A 17,477-nucleotide genomic window follows, 5' to 3' on the forward strand; every position below is an offset into this window, starting at 1 on the left:
GGGCTAGATGGATCCGATCTCCAAATTCCTGGTCAGCTACAAGATCCCCGTAGGCGCGTGGGGGAAGGCGTTTTTCGGCTTTCTCACCGACAATTTCGACACCGTCTTCAGGGCTTTCTCCAACAGCCTCAACTTCCTGCTCGATGGCATCGTCGACGGGTTGCTGTTGCTGCCGCCGGTTCTGCTGATCGCCCTGATCGCTTTGCTCGCCTATTTCCTGCAGCGTTCGAAAGGCCTTGCTTTGGCGGTGTTCATCGGGTTGCTGTTCATCCTCAACCAGAACCTGTGGAAGCAGACAGTGGAGACGCTGGTGCTGGTCGTTGCCGCCGCCGCCGTCTCGATGGCCATTGGCGTGCCGCTCGGCATCTGGGCCGCGCACAAGCCGAAGATCTATCGCGTCATGCTGCCGGTGCTCGACCTGATGCAGACGCTGCCGACCTTCGTCTACCTGATCCCGGTGCTGACCCTGTTCGGCCTCGGCAACGCGCCCGGCCTGATCGTCACCATCATCTTCGTCATCCCGACCTCGGTTCGGCTCACCCATCTCGGCGTCACCTCGGTGCCGAAATCGATCGTCGAGGCGGGCGAAGCGTTCGGCGCCACCAAGCGCCAGCTGCTGTGGAAGGTCGAGCTGCCTTCGGCACTGCCGACCATCATGGCTGGGCTGACCCAATCGATCATGTTGTCGCTGTCGATGGTGGTGTTCGCCGCCCTGATCGGCGCCGGCGGCCTCGGCACAGAGATCAACCGGGCGCTCGGGTCGCGCCGGATCGACCTCGGGCTTGAGGCAGGTCTGGCCATCGTCGTGCTCGCCATCGTGCTTGATCGAATGACGCGCATCGGCGTGGGAGGCAAGAAATGACCGTCGCCGTCGATTTCAGGAATGTCGACATCGTCTTTGGCGCCGACCAGGCCGGTTCGCTGGCGCTGATCGACAGCGGCGCCACCCGTGCCGAGATCCTCGAACAGACCGGTAACGTGCTGGGCTGTGCCGGTGCCAGCCTCACCGTGCACGAGGGTGAGATTTCGGTGCTGATGGGCCTGTCCGGCTCCGGCAAATCGACGCTGCTCAGGGCCGTCAACCGGCTGAACGTCGTCTCGCGCGGCCAAGTGCTGGTCAAGGACGGCGATGGTACGGTCGACGTCGTCACCTGCGACGAGGCGACGCTTCGGCGGTTGCGGCAAAAGCAGGTGGCAATGGTGTTCCAGCAGTTCGGCCTGCTGCCTTGGCGCACCGTCGAGGAAAATGTCGGCCTTGGCCTTGAGCTCGCCGGCGTACCGGAAGCCGAGCGCAAGGAGCGGGTGAGCAAACAGCTGAAGCTGGTTCATCTCGACCAGTGGTCGAAGAAATACGCGCATGAGCTTTCCGGCGGCATGCAGCAGCGCGTCGGCCTGGCGCGCGCCTTTGCCACCGAGGCGCCGATCCTACTGATGGACGAGCCGTTCTCGGCACTCGACCCGCTGATCCGGACCAAGCTGCAGGACGAGCTGCTGCAGCTTCAGGCCGAACTGAAGAAGACCATCATCTTCGTCAGCCACGACCTCGAGGAGGCGCTGAAGATCGGCACCCACATCACCATCATGGAGGGCGGGCGCATCGTGCAGACCGGCGCGCCGGAAGACATCGTGCTGCGGCCTGCCAACGACTATGTCCGCGACTTCATCGCCAATGTGAACCCGCTCTCGGTGCTGACCGCCTGGAACGTCATGCGCGACCGCCGCGACCTCGAACATGGCGAAAACGGCTGGGTGTGGCTCGACCGCCGCAAGACGACGCGCTTCAAGATCGACGAGCATGGGCTGGTGGCGGCGGCCGAGCGCGACGGCAAGCCGGCGGTGTGGGTCTCCTGCGCCGACGTCGAGGCTCAGCCGGAGGAGACGGCGCAGGTGTTCTGGGCCAATCCCGGCACCTCGCTGAAGACGGTGATGCTGGCCATGCATCGCTCACAGACAGCACCCGTGGCGCTATTCGACGACCAATCGCGCTTCGTCGGCGCCATCGGCGTCAGGGATGTGCTGAGCGCGGTGTTGCGGCGGTAGTTTTTCTCCTTGGGGAGAGAACCAAGACCAACGCCGAGTTCTGTCGCGCCCCCCTCTGTCCTGCCGGACATCTCCCCCACTTGGGGGAGATCGGCGGTTTCGCAGACGGCTCTCACACTCCAACGTTTGTAGTTGGCGAAATCGGCGACGACAGCCAATCTCCCACCTGTGGGGGAGATGTCCGGCAGGACAGAGGGGGGCGCGAAGGAACGCCAGCTTAGCCCGATACCGCAAGCTAAACCGCCAGCGGCAGGCGCAGCTCCGTCAACAGGCCGCCATCGGGATGGTTGGACAGGCTGACTTCGCCGCCGGCGCCGCGGGCGATATTGCGGGCTATGGTCAGGCCGAGGCCGAGGCCGCCGGTCTGGCGGTTGCGCGACTGGTCCAGGCGTACGAACGAGCCGAACACGGCGTCGAGCTCGGCCTGCGGTATGCCCGGCCCCTCGTCGCGGATCGCCAGCGCGATGATCCTGTCCGATTGGCGCAGGTTGAGATGCGCCTTCTTGCCATAGGTCACCGCGTTCTGGACGAGATTGGTGACGCAGCGCCGGAGCGCGACTGGGCGCGCTATGCAGATCAGGCCGCGCGAGCGCGCATCGTCATTGTCGAACGAGACCTCTTCGAAGCCGTCGGCGACCGATTCGACGAGCGACCAGAAATCGATCCTCTCGCTCTTCTCCTCGGTCACCTCGAAAGTGGCGAAGTCGATGACCGAGCTGGCAATGCCTTCGATGTCGGCGAGGTCGTGCCCCAGTGCGGCGCGAATGGTCGAATTCCTGAGCAGTTCGAGGCGCAGCCGCATCCTGGTCAGTGGCGTGCGCAGGTCGTGCGCGAGCGCCGCAGCGAGGTGCTCGCGGTCCTCGACATAGGCGCGCAGCCTTGCCTGCATGGCATTGACCGCCTTCGCCGCGGTACGCACCTCGCGGCTGCCGCTCTCGGCGATCGGCGGGCTCTTCAGGTCCTCGCCGATCCGCTTCACCGCGGTCTCCATCATCCGGTAGGGCGCCGTCAGCCGGCGCAGCGACCAGATCGAGGAAGCCACCACCAGCCCGGCGATCAAGGCATAGAGTGGCAGGCTATCGAAGCTCAGTATCGGCCCGGCCGGCGTGTTCGGTTCGGTGAAGTTCAGCCATTGGCCGTCGGCAAAGCGAAGCGAAGCGGTCAGCTTGTCGCTCTGGGCGAAATCGGCGGCCAGCACCAGCAGGTCGCGCTCGACCTGGCCAATATCGGGACCGGCGACCGTCCCACCGGGAGCGTCGGCTTCGTGCGTTGCCGGGTCACGGCGGACCCGCGCGTCGGTGATGCCGAACTTCGATAGCCGGCCGACCAATATGTCCTCCAATTCGGCCAGCTCGTCGTCGCCGGCTATCGACGAAGTAACAGCGGGCGTGCCGGAGACGGTGAGCGCGTAAGTGGCGTTGAACAAGCCGGAGGCCGTCGCCTTGCGCTGTTCCGGCGTGGCATCATGCATCAGCTGTACCAGCGAGAAGGCGCGGTCGTTGAGCCGGTAGAGATCGACGACGTCATTGGCGGCGGCACGGTCGCGCGAAACGATGTAGAGGGTCGCGATCTGGCTGATCAGCAGGCCGGCGATGACGATGAGCAGCACCCAGGCCGGCAGCGTTTGCGGCAGAATGCGTCTCATTCGGAGGTCGTCTCAGGCAGGAACTGATAGCCGCCGCTGCGCACCGTCAGGATCAGCTTCGGCGTTTTCGGGTCGTCCTCCATCTTGCGCCGCAGCCGGCTGACCAGAATGTCGACGCTGCGGTCGAAGCTGTAGCCGCTGTCGCCGCCGGACAGCTCGATGAGCTGCTCGCGGCTCAGTACGCGCTGCGCGCTCTTGACGAAGGTCTGCAGCAGATTGAATTCGGCCATCGTCAGCTCGATCCTGACGTCGCCGGGCGCCATCAACCGGCGGCGCGAACAGTCCATCGTCCAGCCGGCGAAATGGTAGATCTGCCGCGAAGCGGCACGTCGCGGTTCGGCGGTGCCATTACGCCTCAAGACGGCACGAATGCGTGCGAGCAGCTCGCGCGGATCGAAGGGTTTCGGCACGTAGTCGTCGGCGCCCATCTCCAGGCCGACGACGCGGTCGGTGGTCTCGGTGACCGCGGTCAGCATGATGATCGGTGTCGAATAATTGGCGCGCAACTCGCGGCAGAGCTCCAGGCCGCTCTTGCCGGGCAGCATGACGTCCAGAACGATCAGGTCGACCTGGGCGCGGCGCAGCACGGTCTCCATCTCGGTGCCGTCGGCGGCGACCGATGTATGCAGCCCTCGCTTCTGGAAAAATTCCTGAAGCAGGTCGCGAATGCCCTTGTCGTCGTCGACGATCAGTATGTGGGGGTCGGATTTCACAGGAAACCTGTCATTTGTGGATCGCCCAAGCGGTGCTTCGGCCGTCAGCCAGACGATAGAATTCAGGCCATAAGTTGGCCAGTGGAGATCGGCGGCTTGATCCGGCCGCCCAGAAACAATCCAGAAACAAAATTCTACAATCCGGAAAAACTGCCGAAAAAAATCAAAGGCATAAGTGGTGCCGTGGCGGTCGGGTCATCGGCTGCGACACGCGTTACGGGATTACGGACAGACCAATGCAAAGGTTCTCGATCAGTCTGATGGGTGCGTTGCTTTCCATTTCGCTCGTCACGGCTGCGGTCGAACATGCCGATGCAAAGCTGGCCGATGCAAAGGCGGCCAATTCAAAGGCGGCCGATGCAAAGGTGGCGACCACCCGCAGCGAGCGTTGCATCGATCTGAACCGCCAGTTTGACGAAGCCCTCGAAACCCATGCCGCGGCAACGCAGGTCACCGCGGCGAAAGCACTTCAAAGAAAGGGAAACCGGTTCTGCGCCAACAAGAAACAGGCACAGGGAATCCGGATGCTCGCGAACGCTTTGAAGCTGCTTGGAGTGACACCGATCGATCCCGTTCAGTGACACTCAATCCGATCTGCACAAAAAGGAAGTGAAGCCATGAAAAAGTCCCTCCTCTCCGCCCTCGGTCTCGCCATCGCGCTGGCCCTCTCGATGCCGGTTCTCGGCGCCAGCAGCGCCAATGCCGCGACCACCACCCCGGCTGCGACGACAACGACGACCGCTGCGCCGGCCAAGGCCGTGAAGAAGGTCGCTGCCAAGAAGACCGTCAAGAAGCACAAGAAGCACGCGGTCAAGGCAGCTCCGAAGGCCTGATCAAGCGACATCTTCTGCCGTATGGGAAGACCGCTCCAGTTGCGATTTGCCTGGAGCGGTCATCTTTTGTTGGCGTGCAGACAGTACGGGCCGGTCCCGGCCCACACCGCCCGTTGAACGCCAGACGGCAGTTCCCACATAGGCACGGATTTGTGAACTGCGCTCGCCGGGAAGCCGATCGCGCGCGGTTGAATGGACGACCGCTTTTGCCCATGTCAAAATGACCGCAAAGCTGTCGTACGCAATTGCCGGTCCAATGCCTGAAATCACGACAAAACCCCGTACCAGCACGAAACCGAAGGTCGAACGGCCGAAGCTCTACAAGGTCATCCTGGTCAATGACGATTTCACGCCGCGCGAATTCGTCGTGACGGTGCTGAAGGCCGAGTTCAAGCTCAGTGAAGATCAGGCGCATAGGGTTATGATCACCGCGCACCGTCGCGGCGTCTGCGTCGTTGCGGTCTTCACCAGGGATGTCGCCGAGACTAAGGCGGCGCGGGCGACCGATGCCGGCAAGGCCAAGGGCTACCCGCTGATGTTCACGACGGAACCGGAGGAGTAGAGCTCCTCCCTCGCCCGTTTACGAGAGAGGGAATCGAAGCCCCGGCTTGCCGGGCGGAGCAGGTGAGGGGCAGCGCAATGTCTGAAGAAAGTTTCACGGCGCCGGCGCCGCCCCTCATCCGCCTGCCGGCACCTTCTCCCCGTATAAGACGGGGAGAAGGGAACTACCGTCCTTCGCGGTACCACATCGAGCCCATCGCCAGAAGCAGCAGGCCGAGGCCGAGGAAGCCGCCGAACAGCGGCACGCGCGAGACGGCCTTGAGCACGCTGTCGTCGGTGGTGCGCAGGCCGATCCAGTCGTTGCCGGAGGCAGCGCCCGAGGCACGAACCGGGACGATGGAGGGCAGCGTGACAGTGCTGGTGAGATTGCCAATCGCCGAGGCCGGCGCCAGCCGGCGAACGCTGCCGCCGGTTGCCTCAGCCGGCGGTTTCAGCCGGTTCTCGGTGGAGACGACGTCGGTGAATTCCGGCGCGTTGACAGGCCCGACATGGGCCAATGCCGTCAGGTCGCCATTGCCGACCTGATAGAGACCGATTTCGCTGGTCTCGACGCTGCCGAGGAAGACGCCTGGCTCGGATTTCTCGAGCCTGACGATCAGTGCCTTGCCGGACGGCGTGATGACCTGCGCCGGGCCGGGGTCGTCGCTCATCGTCTGGCGGCGAATTTCAAGCACCATGCCGCGGCCGTCGGCGGTCAGCCGCTCCTCCTCGAGTTCGGGCTCCTTCATCAGCCAGTGGGCGATGCGTCGGTAGAGCTGGACATGCGGGCCGCCGCCCTCGAAGCCGCGCGCCCATAGCCAGCCCTGATCGGACAAAAGCATGCCGACGCGGCCTTCGCCCTTGCGGTCGAGCAGCAGCAGCGGCCGGTTGTCGGCGCCCTTCATCACCACCTCGCCCTCGGGGTTCTCGACGCCGATGGTGCGGAACCAGCGGCTCCAGTGCGGCGGCTCGGTTGCGGAGCCGTCGAGCCCGCGCGTGACCGGATGGCGCTGGCCGGTATCGGTGAGACGTGGGTAGAAGGCCTTGTCGATGACCTCGCCGGTCGGCATTGCCGGCAGCGCCGACATCAGCGGCGTGCGGGCGATCGAGCTTTCGCCGGCATATTCGGGGCCTGCCGCGATTAGCAGCGCGCCGCCTTTTTCGACATATTCGGAAATGTAGTCGTAATAGAGGATCGGCAGCACGTCGCGGTGCTGATAGCGGTCGAAGATGATCAGGTCGAAATCCTTGATCTTCTCGACGAACAGCTCGCGTGTCGGGAAGGCGATCAGCGACAACTCGTTGATCGGCGTGCCGTCCTGCTTTTCCGGTGGGCGCAGGATGGTGAAGTGCACGAGGTCGACCGAAGCGTCGGATTTCAGCAAATTGCGCCAGGTGCGCTCGCCGGCATGTGGTTCGCCGGACACGAGCAGCACGCGCAGATTTTCGCGGATGCCGTCGATCAGCGCGATGGCGCGGTTGTTGGTATCGGTGAGTTCGCCCGGTTCGTGGTCGATGGCGAGTTCGACGATGTTGCGCCCGGCGCTGGGAATGGTCACCTGCAGCGGCATCGCCTGGCCGATGTTGGCGTGCTCGACCGATACCTGCTCGCCGTCGACCGATACGCGGACATCGACCGGGCCGGTTTCGTTGTTGGTGGCGATGACGCGATAGGTCATGTCGAGCGGCTTGCCGACGAGGCCGAAGCGCGGCGCATTCTCGAAGCGGATGCGACGGTCCTTTTCATGGTCGTTGCCGGTAATCAGCGCATGCAGAGGGGCATTGAAGTCGGGTGCGCCAAGCGGCGCGTCATGCACCTCGCCGTCGGTGATCATGATGGCGCCGCCAATGCGCGACGGCGGCACGTCTCGGAAAGCATTTTCGAGCGAGGAAAACAACCGCGTCTCGGTGCGCTCGTCGGCGGCTTCGGACTTGCCGGCTTCGACGACACGGACGTCGAACTGCTTGAAGCGGCCGAGACGCTGCTGAAGCCCGGCCAAGGCCGCGTCGGTCTGCTTGGTGCGGTCGCCTATATCCTGGCTCTGGCTGCGATCGACGACGACGGCGACGATACTTTTCAGCGGCTCGCGCTCTTCGTCGAGGAATACCGGATTGAGCAACGCCGCAGCCAGCGCAATCAGGGCTGCCAGGCGGAAGATCGCGCCGCGCTGGCGAAACCAAAGGCCGACCAGCGCCAGCAGCAGCAGCGGCAACAGAACCACGGCGAGCAGCGGCCAAGTGATGAGCGGTTCGAAGGCGAGCGACCAATTCATGGTCTATTGCCCCAGCCGTTCGAGCAGCACCGGGACGTGCACCTGGTCGGATTTGTAGTTGCCGGTCAGCATGTACATCATGATGTTGACGCCGGCGCGCAGCGCATAGATGCGCTGCATCGGATCCGACGGCACGGTCGGCAATAGCGGGTCGCCATTCTCGTCGACCGCCCAGGCGCCGGCGAAATCATTGGCGGTGATCATGATCGGGGAAACGCCGTCGCCGGTGCGCACCGGGCGGTGCTCGGTGTTGCTGGCTTCGAGCGATGCCTCGACCCAAAGCGGGCTGCCGGCAAAGCGGCCGGGAAACTCTGGAAGGATGTAGAAGGATTTGGTCAGCACGTGGTCCGAAGGCACCGGTTCCAGCGGTGGCACGTTGAGGTTGCCGAGGATGTCGCGCAGCCGCTCCGTTGCGGGGCTGGTCGAATCCGCACCAATGCCGTTGGCGAACTGGTCGCGGGTGTCGAACAAGACCGTTCCGCCCTGCTGCATATAGGCGTCGATACGGGCGATGGCGGCCTCGCTCGGCATCGGGGCGGCGGGATCGATCGGCCAGTAGATCAGCGGGTAGAAGGACAGTTCGTCCTTCGAGATGTCGACGCCGGCCGGTGCTCCGGGTTCGAGCGCGGTTTTTTCGATGAGAAAGCGGGTCAGGCCTTCGAGCCCGGCGCGGCTGATCGAGTCGACACCCGGCTCGCCGGTCAGCACATAGGCGATCCGGGTCTTTGAAATGTCCCCGATCGCCTCCGTATCTCCCGGTTTGGCGTCGTCGGCACGCGCGACGTCCGCGTGGCCAATCAAGGCGCCGAGCGCAATCAGCAGGACGGCTGCCGTCGCCGCAGCACCGGGACGGCGCGGGCGGCGCGACAACAGGCCGCCCATCCAGAATACGGCAAGCGTGTCGAGCACCATCAGCACCAGGGTGGCCGTGACAAGCGGACCTTTGAGGTTGCGCTGCTCGTCGAAGGCATACTGGACGGTGGTGACCGGCACGGTGATCTCAGGCCGGGCCAGCGGCGTGAATGCGCTGTCGCCACCGAGCAGATTGTGAGCGAATACCCCCGTCTCGGAGCCGTAGAGGCCGGGCGGGTTTTCCAGCGTCACCGGCAGCGGGCCGGCGCCGGGCACCAGCGGCCTGGCGTCCGGCGTCGGCGGCACCAGCGTGCCGTCGGCGGCGATCATGCGATAAGGTGCCAGCGACGTGGCGGCGGCTTCGGCATTGGCGACCGCCGCTCCCTGGTTGCGCGACAGTTGCACGATGCGCCGCAGCATCTCGACGAAGCTGCCGGAGATCGGCAGGTTGGACCATGTCGCCTCGGGGGTGACGTGGAACAGCACGAGCGTACCCTTGTCCTTCTTCATCCCGGTCACCAGCGGCGTACCGTCGGCAAGGGTGGCCCAGGTGCGCTCGACGATATCGGGCGTCGGTTCGGCCAGCACCTGCCTGGTGACGGTGACCTCGGTGGGCGGCGCGAGGTCGGCGAAGGGGCCGGTTTTCGGGAATTCGGTGACCGGCTGCGGCGCCGTCCATGACAGCGCGCCGCCCAGCGAGCGCTCGCCTGTGCGGAGCCGGACCGGCAGCAGGTCGTCGTCATTGCCGGCAGCGGCGAGCCGCGAACCGGCAAAACGCACCAGCGTGCCGCCCTTGTCGACCCAGTCGACCAGCCTTTCCCGGGCCTGTTCCGGAATGGTGCCGACATCGGCCATGACGATCATCGCCGGTTTCTGATCGAGCAGTTGCGGGATGGCATCGGCGAGATCGACGCTGGACGGCTCGACGAGATCGGCGAAGGGCTGCAGGGCGCGGCGGATGTAGTAGAGCGGCGACAGCAGCGGTTGCGCCTGGTCGGCCTCGGCCTGCGACAGCAGCCCGACGCGGCGGCGTTTCGAGCTCTCATCGAGCACGCGGACGGCACCGGCCTGGCGTTCGCCATCGAGCGCGATGTAGGCGAAGTCGTTGCGGAGTTCGAACGGCACCGCCATCGTGGCGGTGGCGGTGGTTATGCCCGGGGCAAAGGTCAGCGTCGCGTCGGCGATGCGGCGGCCCTTGTCGTCGAAGGCGCCGGCCGTCACCTGTGCAGGTGCCGGATCGCCCGGTGCGCGGATGGCGGTCAGGGCGAAGCCGTCGACCTGGTTATCGGCGCCGGTCAGGCCGGTCAGCGACAGTCGGTCGGAGACGGCCCAGACGACGCGTGCTGCGTTCTTCGACAACAGCGTGTTGAAGGCGGCTTCGTCGCCTTGCGCCGCCAGGCCATCGGCGAGCACGGCAACGCTGGTGCCCGGCAGCGACTCCAGGGCTGATGCGACGCGGGCATAGACGGCGGGGCGGTCGGTCGGGATCGGGCGCGGCTTTGCCGCGCGCAGCCGGTTGAGCGCGGCAGCGGCATCGAAGGGACCGATCTCGGCATTCGGCTTCTCGGCGGTGAAAGCGATGAGCACCGGCACACCGTTCGAATTGGCATCGGCGATCAGCCGCTCGGCGGTGGCGACGCGCTTACCCCAGTCGGCGGCACTTGCCCAGTCATTGTCGATCACCAGCGCCAGGGCAGCGCCCTCGGCCGGCAGCTTTTCGCGCGGGTTGAAGACGGGCTCGGCAAGTGCTGCCACGATAAGCGCGGCCATCAGCAGCCTGAGCAACGTCAGCCACCACGGGCTCTGCTGCGGCGTTTCTTCGCGCCTCAGCACGCGGGCGAGAATCCTGAGCGGCGGAAACACCTCGGTTTGCGGCCTGGGCGGGGTCAGCCGCAGAAGCCACCAGATCACCGGCAGCGCCAGCAGGCCCCACAGCACCATCGGCGCCCCGAAGGAGAGCGGCAGCCAACTCATGCGCGAGCCCTCCCGGCAAAGGCGCCCTCGGCGGTCATCGCCATGTGGATGCGCACCAGCGCCTCGGAGGCAAGGCGGTCGGTATGATTGACGGTAAAGCTCCAGCCAAGCCGTTTGCACCACGCGGCCAGTTCCTGGCGGCGGGCGGCATAAAGCAGGCGATATTCTTCGCCCAGCATTTCGGCGCGGCCGGCGGTCAGCTTGTCGCCGGTCTCAGGATCTGTGAATTCGGTGCGCCCCGCATAGGGGAAGCTTTCCTCGGCCGGATCGGCGACCTCGATCAGATGGGCGCGCACGCCGTGGCGGGCGAGCACGTCCAGCCAGGCTATGGTGTCCTCAACCGGGTCGAGGAAATCGCTGACGATGACGATGTCGCAGAAGCGGCGGATGCCGGACAGGTCGGGCTTTGCCGGCAGGTCGGCGGCGTGCATCAGTTGCGCCGCGATGCGCTCGGCGCCATTGCGGGCGGTGAACGGGTCGGTCAGGCCCGGCCAGGCAATGCGCTCGCCGCTGCGCGACAAAAGCTCGGCCATGGCCAGCGCCAGCACCAGAGCGCGCGACTCCTTGGAAACGCTGGCTCCGGTCGATTTGTAGAGCATGGAAGGCGAGGGGTCGGCCCACAGCCACACCGTATGGGCGGCCTCCCATTCGCGGTCGCGGACATAGGTGTGGTCGTCGCGCGCCGAGCGGCGCCAGTCGATGCGCGAGGAATCGCCTTCGACATAGGGCCGGAACTGCCAAAAATTCTCGCCGATGCCGCGCTTGCGACGGCCATGCCAGCCGGCAATCACCGTGTTGACGATGCGGCGCGCCTCGACCAGCAGGTCCGGCACCAGGGAAGCCCGCAACCGGCCTCTGGCGAGCGCATCGCGCGTCGCTGTCGGTGCCTGCGCTTCACCGATGCGCGCCATCAAATCCCTTTCGCGAGCTTCGCCACGACGTCGCGTACCGTGGTGCCCTCGGCGCGGGCGGCGAAGGTCAGCGCCATGCGGTGCTGCAGCACCGGCTCGGCCAGTGCGCGGACATCGTCGACCGACGGCGCCAGCCGGCCGTCATAGAGGGCGCGGGCGCGGGCGCACAGCGTCAGCGCCTGACTGGCGCGCGGGCCCGGGCCCCAGGCGACGTGCTTGTCGGTATCGGCGTTGCCCTGGCCGGGACGCGCCGAGCGCACCAGCTTGAGGATCGCCTCGACGACGCTTTCAGGCACCGGCATGCGGCGGATGAGCGTCTGGATGTCCTTCAGCCGCGTCGGCTGCAGCACGTTTTCGGCCTTGGCATCCTCGATGCCGGTGGTTTCCAGCAGGATGCGGCGCTCCGCCTCGATCTCGGGGTAAAGGATGTCGACCTGCATCAGGAAGCGGTCGAGCTGAGCCTCGGGCAGCGGATAGGTGCCCTCCTGCTCCAGCGGGTTCTGCGTCGCCAGAACATGGAACGGCGCCGGCAGGTCATGGCGCACGCCGGCAATGGTGACGTGGTATTCCTGCATCGACTGCAGCAGCGCCGACTGGGTGCGCGGCGAGGCGCGGTTGATCTCGTCGGCCATCAGCAGTTGCGCGAAGATCGGTCCGGAAATGAAGCGGAACGAACGCTTGCCGAATTCATCCTGCTCCATCACCTCTGAGCCGAGAATGTCGGATGGCATCAGGTCGGGCGTGAACTGGATGCGGCGCGAATCGAGGCCGAGCACGATGCCCAGCGTTTCGACCAGCTTGGTCTTGGCAAGGCCGGGCACCCCGACCAGCAGTGCATGGCCGCCTGCCAGCAATGCGACGAGCGTGCGCTCGACGACGCTTTCCTGGCCGAAGATGACCCGGCCGACGCCGTCGCGGACCCTCGAAATGTCAGCCAGCGCCTTCTCGGCCTGCGCCACCATGTCCTTTTCGCTGATCGGGCTTTCCTTGATCATAACGCTCATGCAGCATCGATCCTTCTGGTTGGAAATACCGCTTGGCACCTTGGGGGCCGCAGAATGCCGCGATTCGGCCTCGCATGGCGCCTGCAAAGAACTTAAATCACAGACTTAGGCTGACAAGCGGAACAACAGTGACTATTTCGTGACCATGACAGAAGCCGCCGAGCATCGTGAAGAGAGCCTGACGGCCGCGACCGAGGCGCGTGGGCTAGAGGCGCTGGTCTCGCGCGCGACGCGCGCCGGCAAGGGGCCGGCGCCGGTGGAACGCTGGAATCCGGCATTTTGCGGCGATCTCGACATGGAGATCAAGCAGGACGGCACCTGGTTCTATCTGGGAACGCCGATCGGCCGGATGCCGCTGGTGCAGCTTTTCTCCTCGGTGCTGCGCAAGGACGACGACGGCAAGACCTATCTGGTGACGCCGGTGGAAAAGGTCGGCATCCGCGTCGCCGACGCGCCCTTCATCGCCGTCGAGATGGATGTGTCGGGCGCCGGCGACGGGCAAATCATCACCTTTCGTACCAATGTCGGCGATGTGGTCGAGGCTGGGGCGGAGCATCCGCTGCGATTCGTCGACGAGGACGAGACAGGTGGCCTGAAGCCCTATGTGCTGGTGCGCGGGCGGCTGGAAGCGCTGGTGGCGCGGCCAGTGATGTACGAGCTGGTCGAGCACGGCGAAGAGATCGACATCGGCGGCAAGACGATGTTTGCCGTCCGTTCCAAAGGCGAGGTCTATCCGATCATGCCGGCTGAGAAACTGAAACGGCTGAGCGCATGATGGACCGCCTATGATGGATCAGGTGACGCCGGTGCCATTTTCCGCCGCCGAGTTTCGCCAGCGCGTCGTGGCGCAGCCGCAGGCGCATGCCGGTGACGATTTTGGCGACCACCGCTTCAATCCGGGTCATCCCAGGCTGAAACTGGCCAAGGCGCTGCGCGATGCCGCCGTGCTGATCCCGGTGGTCGACCATGGCCACGAGGCCACGGTCCTTTTGACCCGGCGGGCGGAAAAGCTGCGCAACCATTCGGGGCAGGTGGCTTTCCCCGGCGGAACCATCGATCCAACCGATGTGAGCCCGGAAGCGGCGGCATTGCGCGAGACGTTCGAGGAGATCGGTCTCGATGGGGATCATATCGAGATCCTCGGCCGCATGCCGGACTACGTCTCCGGCAGCGGCTATCGCATCGCCCCGGTGCTCGGGATTGTGCGGCCCGGTTTCAGCCTGACGCTGAATTCCGACGAAGTCGATGCCGTCTTCGAGGTGCCGCTGGGCTTTCTGATGGACCCCGCCAACCACACCAGGGACAGCCGCATGTGGAACGACCTCGAATGGTTCTTTTACGAGATGCCCTATGGCGGCCAGCGCATCTGGGGCGTTACTGCGGGCATCATCCGAACGCTTTATGAAAGGCTCTATTCGTGAGCGATCCGGTGTCGATCGCGGGCAAGGCCGGCTGGCTCGACGAAAGCCACTTGCAGCGCCTCCTCGCCGCGCTGACCGACGGTGGCGAGGAGGCGCGTGTCGCCGGCGGTGCCGTGCGCAATGCGCTTATCGGACAGCCGGTTGCCGACATCGACATCGCCACCACCACAGTGCCCGAGGAAACCATCCGGCGCGCCGAGGCGGCAGGCTTCAAGACGGTGCCGACCGGCATCGAGCATGGCACCGTCACCGCGGTCGCCCACGGCAAGGCCTATGAAATCACCACGCTTCGTGCCGATATCGAAACCGACGGCCGCCGCGCCAAAGTGTCGTTCGGCCGCGACTGGAAAGCCGACGCGGAGCGGCGCGATTTCACCATCAATGCACTCTACGCCGAAGCTGACGGAACTGTCGTCGATCTGGTCGGCGGTATCGCCGATATCGAAGCGCGGCGGCTGCGCTTCATCGGCGATCCGGAAGCGCGCATCCGCGAGGATTATCTGCGCATCCTGCGTTTCTTCCGCTTTTTCGCCTGGTATGGGGACGGCAGGCCGGATGCCGAAGGGTTGAAGGCTTGCGCCCGGCTGAAGCAGGGGCTCGACCAGCTCTCGGTCGAGCGCGTCTGGTGGGAGTTGAAGAAATTGCTGTCAGCGCCAGATCCGTCGCGGGCGCTGCTGTGGATGCGCCAGGCCGGCGTTCTGACCGGCGTTTTGCCGGAAAGCGAGAAATGGGGCATTGATGCCATCCACGGGCTGACCAAGACCGAGAAGGATCTGGCCTGGGCGCCGGACCCGCTGCTCAGGCTGGAAGCCATCGTGCCGCCGGATGCCGCGCGCATGAAAACGCTTGCCGAGAGATTGAGGCTTTCCGTGAGCGAGGCAAGCCGCCTGCGGTACTGGGCGATGACAGCTGCCATCGATCCGAAAACAACCGAAGGAGAGTTGGCGAAAAAGCTCTATTCTGGCGACCGCCAAGGCTTTGTCGATCGGTTGCGGCTGTCGCTCGCTTCCGCTCGAGCCCGCGCGGTCGAAGACAATGACGCACTGCTCGAAGCCGGCGGCTTCTCGCGCCTGCTTGCCTTCGCCGCAAAATGGCAAAGCCCTGTTTTTCCGATCAAGGGCGCCGATCTGACGACACTTGGCGCCTCACCGGGGCCGAAGCTTGGTGCAACGTTGAAGAATCTTGAAAAGGAATGGGTCGAGTCCGGTTTTGCGCTTGATCGCGGCGCGCTGCTCAAGCGCGCCGCAGAGGCACTCCAATCCTAACCATCACGCTGCGTCGCGGACCTTTTCGATGCGCGAGCGGATCGCCTCGATCATCGTCTCGCGGATCACCGTCTCGCCATGCGTCTCGCGCAGATGCTCGACGGCACGACGCATGACCTCTGCCTCCTCCTCGGCGCGTGTGTGCCACTCGCAGCCGGGTACGAGCGACCCGCAATGGAATTCCTTCATCGGCTTCTCCTCATTTCCTCCTTGGAGCGCCGCGCAGCGCACTGACACGGAAGCTCCAGACCTTTGATCTCGCGCATGATCTCGAAACCGGGTTCCGGCATTCGGGTTATACGCTGGCCAGCTAAGCATAACACGATCGAACGGTTTTGGTTGCCTTAGAGCGCCGCGCGTCCAAGCCGACAAGCGGCGTTCTAGTGTACGGGTTTGCGAAAAGGCGGAGCATCGCTGCTCCGCCCTCTACGCTACCTCCGAGGCAAGACGTTGTCTTGCTCCAGCGGGCAGGCCATCACTTCACGATCTTGACTGCCTCGGCAATTTTGTCCTTGCCGCTCATATCCCACGTGACGCGGACCTTTTCGCCGACCTTCAGGCCAGGATCCTTGAAGGTCTGGGGCAACGTAAAGGTGGCTCCGTTATCCAGAACTAGGCTCATCGCCGTTCCATCAAAGCTTTTGATCGTGCCGGTGGTGTGCTTGACCGCGGCGAATGCGGCGGTACCAGAGGCGAGAACGGCAGCAGCGGCTGCGGTCATAATAAGCTTGCGCATGGCATGCTCTCCTGGAAGATGCGGGCACCTGCTTGGGAGAGGTACCCCACTTAATCATGGGCCGTCCGGTCACGTCGGGTCGCAGCTCTCGGGGGGTAAGAACCGCCGGCGTTTCCCGGCCCGACGCGACAAATAGCCCAATATTTTCAATAGTATATTAGACGAAAAAGATATTTTCTGGCGCGCCTTGCGCCACATTCGCCGTCAAATTCTCGGGATTTGGACCCGATTGCGGCTCACGTCGCGCTCACCGAGATTTTACGGCCATTTCACCTCTGGCGGCAGGCTGGACAGGATCGAGGCGACATTGCCGCCGGTCTTCAGCCCGAAGATGGTGCCGCGATCGTGAAGCAAGTTGAATTCGACATAGCGGCCGCGGCGGATGAGCTGCTCGTCACGGTCGCCATCGGTCCAGTTGTCGTTGAAGTTGGCGCGCACCAGATGCCCGTAGACGACGAGAAAGGATCGCCCGACATCCTGGACGAAGTTGAAATCGGCGTCCCAGCCGCCTTTGTCCTCGCCCGAATGCAGCCAGTCGAAGAAGATACCGCCGGTGCCGCGTGGCTCGTCGCGGTGCGGCAGGTAAAAGTACTCGTCGCACCAGGCCTTGAATTTCGCGAAGTCGGCGATCGCCGCGTTCTTCTCGCAGGCAAATTGCATCGCCCTGTGGAAGGCGATCGTGTCGGGGTCGTCCTGGCTGCGGCGGCGATCGAGCACCGGTGTCAGGTCGGCGCCGCCGCCGAACCACAGGCGCGATGTGACGACCATGCGCGTGTTCATATGCACGGCCGGCACGTTGGGGTTCCACGGATGGGCGATCAGCGAAATGCCGCTCGCCCAGAAGGACGGGTCGTCGTCGGCGCCCGGCATCTGCTTCCTGAACTCGGGCGAGAATTCGCCATGAACGGTCGAGGTGTGGACGCCGACCTTTTCGAAGACGCGGCCATGCATCATCGACATGATACCGCCGCCACCGTTGCCGGCATCGCGTTGCCACGGCGTCTTTTCGAAGCGGCCGGGCGACCAGCTGGCCTGCGGCCCCTGCAGGTCCTGCTCGATCTGCTCGAAGCTGGCGCAGATGCGCTCGCGCAACGTCTCGAACCACAGCCGTGCCTTCGTCTTCTTCTGTTCGATGTCGGCTGGCAGCCCCGCCGGTATCTCGGGTCGTTGCAAATGCTGTCTCCGGTTGCGGGCGCGCCCGACAAATGACTCGTCTTTTCCGGCCGCGATCCCTAATCTCTTGGATGCAAGGGTCAAGTGTGAATGGAGT

17 protein-coding genes are annotated in these 17,477 nt (G+C 64.7%); 8 read left to right on the forward strand and 9 right to left on the reverse strand.

Annotated elements, in window-relative coordinates; all coding sequences use genetic code 11:
- Positions 1 to 7: 7 nt before the first annotated feature.
- Complete coding sequence (choW, locus tag NKH89_RS15160; RefSeq protein ID WP_352640762.1) at positions 8 to 862, forward strand: choline ABC transporter permease subunit; 855 nt, start codon at positions 8 to 10, stop codon at positions 860 to 862.
- Positions 859 to 2,040, forward strand: coding sequence for a choline ABC transporter ATP-binding protein (choV, locus tag NKH89_RS15165; protein ID WP_023719229.1), 1,182 nt, complete (start codon positions 859 to 861; stop codon positions 2,038 to 2,040). The genes choW and choV overlap by 4 nt, the downstream gene beginning before the upstream one ends.
- 235 nt (positions 2,041 to 2,275) lie before the next feature.
- Here choV and NKH89_RS15170 read toward each other — a convergent pair whose 3' ends face one another.
- Both NKH89_RS15170 and NKH89_RS15175 read right to left on the reverse strand, forming a co-directional pair.
- A complete protein-coding gene (locus NKH89_RS15170; protein ID WP_352909234.1) occupies positions 2,276 to 3,685 on the reverse strand; it encodes an ATP-binding protein in 1,410 nt (469 codons plus the stop codon).
- Positions 3,682 to 4,398 (reverse strand): response regulator, encoded by a 717-nt coding sequence (locus tag NKH89_RS15175; protein ID WP_023719226.1) that lies wholly within the window; start codon positions 4,396 to 4,398, stop codon positions 3,682 to 3,684. Before NKH89_RS15175 ends, NKH89_RS15170 begins: the two co-directional genes overlap by 4 nt.
- 236 nt (positions 4,399 to 4,634) lie before the next feature.
- Here NKH89_RS15175 and NKH89_RS15180 point away from each other — a divergent pair, with 236 nt between their 5' ends.
- The 3 genes from NKH89_RS15180 to clpS all read left to right on the forward strand — a co-directional run bounded on the left by NKH89_RS15180 (position 4,635) and on the right by clpS (position 5,793).
- Positions 4,635 to 4,979 carry a hypothetical protein gene (locus tag NKH89_RS15180; RefSeq protein WP_023719225.1) on the forward strand — a complete coding sequence of 115 codons (345 nt, stop codon included), beginning with the start codon at positions 4,635 to 4,637 and terminating at the stop codon, positions 4,977 to 4,979.
- 36 nt (positions 4,980 to 5,015) lie between these two features.
- A complete protein-coding gene (locus tag NKH89_RS15185) occupies positions 5,016 to 5,231 on the forward strand; it encodes a hypothetical protein (protein ID WP_023719224.1) in 216 nt (71 codons plus the stop codon).
- Positions 5,232 to 5,487: 256 nt separating this feature from the next.
- Positions 5,488 to 5,793: an ATP-dependent Clp protease adapter ClpS gene (gene clpS / locus NKH89_RS15190; RefSeq protein ID WP_023719223.1), complete on the forward strand. Its 306-nt coding sequence runs from the start codon at positions 5,488 to 5,490 to the stop codon at positions 5,791 to 5,793.
- A gap of 163 nt (positions 5,794 to 5,956) precedes the next feature.
- Here the strand turns inward: clpS and NKH89_RS15195 are convergent, their stop codons facing one another.
- Genes NKH89_RS15195 through NKH89_RS15210 form a run of 4 tightly spaced genes read right to left on the reverse strand, consistent with a single transcriptional unit; the run spans position 5,957 to position 12,785 of the window.
- The gene (locus NKH89_RS15195; RefSeq protein ID WP_352909236.1) at positions 5,957 to 8,044 is read right to left on the reverse strand and encodes a hypothetical protein; all 2,088 of its coding nucleotides are present in this window, start codon (positions 8,042 to 8,044) and stop codon (positions 5,957 to 5,959) included.
- Between the two features lie 3 nt (positions 8,045 to 8,047).
- Positions 8,048 to 10,870 (reverse strand): DUF4159 domain-containing protein, encoded by a 2,823-nt coding sequence (locus tag NKH89_RS15200; RefSeq protein ID WP_023719221.1) that lies wholly within the window; start codon positions 10,868 to 10,870, stop codon positions 8,048 to 8,050.
- Positions 10,867 to 11,781: a DUF58 domain-containing protein gene (locus NKH89_RS15205; RefSeq protein WP_352546818.1), complete on the reverse strand. Its 915-nt coding sequence runs from the start codon at positions 11,779 to 11,781 to the stop codon at positions 10,867 to 10,869. The genes NKH89_RS15200 and NKH89_RS15205 overlap by 4 nt, the downstream gene beginning before the upstream one ends.
- Entirely contained in the window at positions 11,781 to 12,785 is a 1,005-nt protein-coding gene (locus NKH89_RS15210; RefSeq protein WP_023719219.1) for an AAA family ATPase, read from the reverse strand. The genes NKH89_RS15205 and NKH89_RS15210 overlap by 1 nt, the downstream gene beginning before the upstream one ends.
- Before the next feature lie 145 nt (positions 12,786 to 12,930).
- Here NKH89_RS15210 and NKH89_RS15215 point away from each other — a divergent pair, with 145 nt between their 5' ends.
- From NKH89_RS15215 to NKH89_RS15225, 3 genes are read left to right on the forward strand one after another with little or no spacing between them, the layout of a single operon-like run.
- Positions 12,931 to 13,560 (forward strand): DUF1285 domain-containing protein, encoded by a 630-nt coding sequence (locus NKH89_RS15215; RefSeq protein ID WP_023719218.1) that lies wholly within the window; start codon positions 12,931 to 12,933, stop codon positions 13,558 to 13,560.
- Positions 13,561 to 13,573: 13 nt separating this feature from the next.
- Positions 13,574 to 14,206, forward strand: coding sequence for a CoA pyrophosphatase (locus tag NKH89_RS15220; RefSeq protein WP_023719217.1), 633 nt, complete (start codon positions 13,574 to 13,576; stop codon positions 14,204 to 14,206).
- Positions 14,203 to 15,471, forward strand: a complete 1,269-nt coding sequence (locus NKH89_RS15225) for a CCA tRNA nucleotidyltransferase (RefSeq protein ID WP_352482077.1) — start codon at positions 14,203 to 14,205, stop codon at positions 15,469 to 15,471. The genes NKH89_RS15220 and NKH89_RS15225 overlap by 4 nt, the downstream gene beginning before the upstream one ends.
- Before the next feature lie 3 nt (positions 15,472 to 15,474).
- Here NKH89_RS15225 and NKH89_RS15230 read toward each other — a convergent pair whose 3' ends face one another.
- From NKH89_RS15230 to hemF, 3 genes are all read right to left on the reverse strand, one after another.
- Positions 15,475 to 15,660 (reverse strand): DUF1059 domain-containing protein, encoded by a 186-nt coding sequence (locus NKH89_RS15230; protein WP_023679490.1) that lies wholly within the window; start codon positions 15,658 to 15,660, stop codon positions 15,475 to 15,477.
- 286 nt (positions 15,661 to 15,946) lie between these two features.
- Positions 15,947 to 16,207: a DUF1344 domain-containing protein gene (locus NKH89_RS15235; protein WP_023679489.1), complete on the reverse strand. Its 261-nt coding sequence runs from the start codon at positions 16,205 to 16,207 to the stop codon at positions 15,947 to 15,949.
- Between the two features lie 258 nt (positions 16,208 to 16,465).
- Positions 16,466 to 17,380 (reverse strand): oxygen-dependent coproporphyrinogen oxidase, encoded by a 915-nt coding sequence (gene hemF, locus NKH89_RS15240; protein WP_023719215.1) that lies wholly within the window; start codon positions 17,378 to 17,380, stop codon positions 16,466 to 16,468.
- Positions 17,381 to 17,477 lie beyond the last annotated feature (97 nt).

Origin of the sequence: Mesorhizobium sp. M0923 (assembly GCF_040319365.1) — a bacterium.
Lineage (GTDB): Bacteria > Pseudomonadota > Alphaproteobacteria > Rhizobiales > Rhizobiaceae > Mesorhizobium.

What these genes read in the sequence shown, in the direction of transcription:
- choW (WP_352640762.1), top strand. Translation starts at nt 8, where the DNA reads ATGGATCCGATCTCCAAATTCCTGGTCAGCTACAAGATCCCCGTAGGC.
- choV (WP_023719229.1), top strand. Translation starts at nt 859, where the DNA reads ATGACCGTCGCCGTCGATTTCAGGAATGTCGACATCGTCTTTGGCGCC.
- NKH89_RS15170 (WP_352909234.1), bottom strand. Translation starts at nt 3,685, where the DNA reads ATGAGACGCATTCTGCCGCAAACGCTGCCGGCCTGGGTGCTGCTCATC.
- NKH89_RS15180 (WP_023719225.1), top strand. Translation starts at nt 4,635, where the DNA reads ATGCAAAGGTTCTCGATCAGTCTGATGGGTGCGTTGCTTTCCATTTCG.
- NKH89_RS15185 (WP_023719224.1), top strand. Translation starts at nt 5,016, where the DNA reads ATGAAAAAGTCCCTCCTCTCCGCCCTCGGTCTCGCCATCGCGCTGGCC.
- clpS (WP_023719223.1), top strand. Translation starts at nt 5,488, where the DNA reads ATGCCTGAAATCACGACAAAACCCCGTACCAGCACGAAACCGAAGGTC.
- NKH89_RS15195 (WP_352909236.1), bottom strand. Translation starts at nt 8,044, where the DNA reads ATGAATTGGTCGCTCGCCTTCGAACCGCTCATCACTTGGCCGCTGCTC.
- NKH89_RS15200 (WP_023719221.1), bottom strand. Translation starts at nt 10,870, where the DNA reads ATGAGTTGGCTGCCGCTCTCCTTCGGGGCGCCGATGGTGCTGTGGGGC.
- NKH89_RS15205 (WP_352546818.1), bottom strand. Translation starts at nt 11,781, where the DNA reads ATGGCGCGCATCGGTGAAGCGCAGGCACCGACAGCGACGCGCGATGCG.
- NKH89_RS15210 (WP_023719219.1), bottom strand. Translation starts at nt 12,785, where the DNA reads ATGAGCGTTATGATCAAGGAAAGCCCGATCAGCGAAAAGGACATGGTG.
- NKH89_RS15215 (WP_023719218.1), top strand. Translation starts at nt 12,931, where the DNA reads ATGACAGAAGCCGCCGAGCATCGTGAAGAGAGCCTGACGGCCGCGACC.
- NKH89_RS15220 (WP_023719217.1), top strand. Translation starts at nt 13,574, where the DNA reads ATGGATCAGGTGACGCCGGTGCCATTTTCCGCCGCCGAGTTTCGCCAG.
- NKH89_RS15230 (WP_023679490.1), bottom strand. Translation starts at nt 15,660, where the DNA reads ATGAAGGAATTCCATTGCGGGTCGCTCGTACCCGGCTGCGAGTGGCAC.
- NKH89_RS15235 (WP_023679489.1), bottom strand. Translation starts at nt 16,207, where the DNA reads ATGCGCAAGCTTATTATGACCGCAGCCGCTGCTGCCGTTCTCGCCTCT.